The following is a 3638-nucleotide window of genomic DNA, read 5'->3' on the forward strand; positions in this document are numbered from 1 at the left end:
TCGGGACGCGCAGGCTGGAGTTATATATATCGGACGGTAAGAAGACCGCCTATCCATTCCCATACAATAACGCAGAAGAATGGTCCACTGGCCATGCGGCCATCACTGGCGACGGCAATACCCTGTATTTTGTATCAGACAGGCCAGGTGGGCAAGGTGGCGCGGATATCTGGTTTTGCCTTCGCGATTCATCCGGCGGGTGGCAGTCACCCAGGAACTGCGGTGCAGTGATCAATACGCCCGACGATGAATTGTTCCCCGTTGTTGGGCGGGATGGCAATTTGTACATCGCCAGCAGGGGACATACAGGCATAGGCGGATTGGACATATTCAGTGTAACCGGCGCCAGGGATCAGTGGGACGAACCAGTGAATATGAGGCCTCCGATAAATTCCAGTTACGATGATTTTTATTTTGTGCCTGCAGATTCGGTCAATGGCTACCTGGCTTCCAACAGGCCAGGCGGGAAAGGCAGCGACGATATTTATGTTTTTGTCCGCCAGGCGTCTCCCGTTGAACCGCCTTCAGCGATCATTCCCCCGCCAAACCCACCCAGGCCCGGAATACCCCAACCTGGTGAGGTATTTACTTTGACTAACTTGTACTATGACTTCGATAAGAGTTATATCAGATCCCCCGACGCCACAGCGGTACTTGATTCCCTGGCATTGGTGCTTATAAGGTATCCTGAGATAAAGATAGAGTTGAGTGCCCATACCGACAGCCGGGGGAGCGACACTTACAACATGAGCCTCTCCCGTAAAAGGGCGGATAAAGCTGTACAATATCTTGTGACAAAAGGAATTTCCAACGAAAGGATGACTGCCCATGGATATGGGGAATCAAGACTGGTGAATCATTGTTCAAATGGAGTAAAATGCACGGAAGCGGATCATCAGGCAAACCGGAGAACAGAGATTACAGTGACCAGGGAAAAGGGAGAACGCTGATAAAGAGAATTTCATTTAAATCGACTGGTCATTTAAGGCCACAATGGGAACTGCGTTCACCAGGAGAGGTGAACGACATGGAATAAGCTACAGTATAGATATTTATTTCAGTGAGATGCTACAACAACAACCGTCATTACTTACCACCCAGTTGTTCCGCCAAACCGACCAATAATCCGTCTTTTGCCCGAATGTAACAAAGCCGATAGGAGTCCTCGTATTGAACCACTTCGCCAACAAGTTGAGCGCCATGTTTGAGAAGTCTCGATACCAGGTCGTCAATATCTTCAACGGTGAACATCGCGCGCAGATAACCGAGGGCGTTCACAGGAGCATTTCTGTGATCGGAGATCACAGGTGGGGTTAGAAATCGTGAAAGCTCGAGCCGACTGTGGCCATCCGGGGTAATCATCATGGCAACCTCTACGTCCTGATTGCCTAGTCCTGTAACGCGACCAGCCCATTCTCCCTGGATCGAGGCCCGTCCTTCCAGCTTCAGGCCTATTTCTGTGAAAAAAGTGATGGCCTCATCGAGGGATTCTACAACGATTCCTACGTTGTCCATTCGCAGTAATTTATTTTTTGCCATGGTGTTGTTTATTAATAATAGTCCTAGTTACTGATTAAACTTCACAAGCAGCTTTTTACTAAGTTACAAATAACCTGCAAAATTGAATATTACGTAATTAGCCCCTCATATTGTCGGAGTTGCACCCCATCTGTGTATCTGGTCTGTCTTAAATTTGGTAAATCATTAAACAAATAACAATAAAATGAGAAAGATCAGAATTTTCGAACATGTCTCCCTTGATGGTGTTATCGAGCACGATAAAAATTACACATACGGCGGATGGACCGCACCCTATCGTACCCCTGCCGGGATGGCTATGCTTCTTGAGTCATACGGTACAGACTTTGACCTGCTGCTGGGTCGTAAGACCTACGATGAGTTTATAGGATACTGGCCCAATGCCGGAGACTTTCCGATGGCCAACGGAATAAACGCCGCAACGAAATATGTAGTCACGCACAGGCCTGAGAGTCTTGAATGGGGACCAGTAAAGGGCCTGGGCGAGGATATGACAGAAGAGCTTCGCCACCTCAAATCGACAGACGGACCTGATCTGGTTATTGCCGGAAGTATATCACTCACCTCTGTGCTGCTCGATGCCGGATTGATAGATGAGGTTATTCTGATCGTATACCCGGTATTATTGGGTAAGGGCAAACGCCTTCTGTCTGATAGCTTTGACGCCCGGCAACTCGAGTTTGTGAGCACGGCAACCACACCAACAGGAGTGCTGCTCAATACTTACCGCCATCTCGGACCGTTGAAAAACTGATTTTCCCATTGGGGTAACAAATAAATACATGAAGGCTTTCCATAACCAATATGGGACAGCCTTTTGTGGTTGGAATTGTAATAATAATAATTACTTTTGTGATTGATAAATTCGTTGCTGCTTTACCGTTAGCTCAGATCCGATAAATATATGAGGCCTGTTTGCGCAAAACTGATAAAGAGGAGAAATGACCCATCTGTAGCGTCTGTCCGAAGACTAAAGACCAAAGATAATGTTTTGTTAACACCGCGTTCATATTCTATAAATACTCATTAGATAATTTCGCTGGCTGAATTTAAAACCATCTAAATCGATGAAGCGCTCCATCTGTCTTTTTTTCATTACGTTAGGTATGCTAATGTGTTCCGAAGTATTTGCACAATCCACCCTGGCTGATCTGAATGGTCAGGTCAAAGGGAAGGATGGCACAATGATTCCCGGTGCATCCATTACAGTGAGAAATGAATCAACTGGTTTTACCAACAGAACCCAGTCAAATACCAAAGGTTTATACACCTTTAAGCAATTGCCACTTGGCGGTCCTTACACGATTACGGTGTCGGCAATGGGGTTTGGTTCTCAGAAAAAGCAGGACTATAATCTTAATCAGGGCGATGCTCTCCAGGTAAACTTTGATCTGGAGCCATCTGTTTCAAATCTTGATGCCGTTACCATTGTATCTACTTCCAACAAGAAGGCAATTGTGAATGCAGGTGCTGCTACCACTATTACCCCCACCGACATGAACAGGTTGCCCGTTAACGGAAGAAACTTCTCTAACCTGGCAGCACTGTCACCGCTTACCGGTAATGGTAATAGTATCAGCGGTCAGCTGGGATCTGGTACTAACTATACTATTGATGGTATGACTGCCAAGAACCCTACTTCTGCCGGTCCCACCACCTCCAGAAGTGGTGCCCCTTATTCTATCTCTATTGAAGCGGTTCGTGAGTTTAAAGTTGTTACAAACCAGTACGACGTTACACTCGGAAGATCAGGTGGCGGTACCGTAAGTGCTGTTACCAAATCCGGTACCAATACGGTTTCCGGTTCTGTATTCGGCTTTGGTCGTGCTAACTGGTTATCCAGCCCTTATGATATCCGCGGTAATAAAAGAAATAACGACTATTCCACTTATCAGTTCGGGGGATCTATTGGCGGCCCAATCATCAAAGATAAACTGCACTACTTCTTTGCATGGGATCATCAAACAGATAACCGTTCCCTGGTCATTGCAGACATACAATCCAATTCGGATGAACTGGTGTATAACATTACCAGGAATGTACTGGATACCTTTGTGAATATTGCCAGAACAAAGTATGGTGTTTCCAACCATGCGCAA

At 46.3% G+C, this 3638-nt stretch carries 4 protein-coding genes; 3 read left to right on the plus strand and 1 reads right to left on the minus strand.

Annotated features, from left to right (window positions below; all coding sequences use genetic code 11):
* Positions 1 to 950, plus strand: a 950-nt coding sequence (locus VIP81_RS29880) for an OmpA family protein (RefSeq protein ID WP_331970462.1), incomplete at its 5' end; no start/stop codon positions are given.
* Positions 951 to 1086: 136 nt separating this feature from the next.
* On the opposite strand, the gene VIP81_RS29885 is transcribed toward VIP81_RS29880, so the two are convergent.
* Positions 1087 to 1539, minus strand: coding sequence for a VOC family protein (locus VIP81_RS29885; protein ID WP_331970465.1), 453 nt, complete (start codon positions 1537 to 1539; stop codon positions 1087 to 1089).
* A gap of 184 nt (positions 1540 to 1723) precedes the next feature.
* On the opposite strand from VIP81_RS29885, the gene VIP81_RS29890 reads away from it, so the two are divergent.
* Together VIP81_RS29890 and VIP81_RS29895 are read left to right on the plus strand one after the other, a co-directional pair.
* Entirely contained in the window at positions 1724 to 2293 is a 570-nt protein-coding gene (locus VIP81_RS29890; RefSeq protein ID WP_331970468.1) for a dihydrofolate reductase family protein, read from the plus strand.
* Between the two features lie 313 nt (positions 2294 to 2606).
* Positions 2607 to 3638 (plus strand): carboxypeptidase-like regulatory domain-containing protein (locus VIP81_RS29895; RefSeq protein ID WP_331970471.1); only part of this gene is annotated, 1032 nt, incomplete at its 3' end.

Origin of the sequence: Chitinophaga sp. (genome assembly GCF_036566945.1) — a bacterium.
GTDB lineage: Bacteria > Bacteroidota > Bacteroidia > Chitinophagales > Chitinophagaceae > Chitinophaga.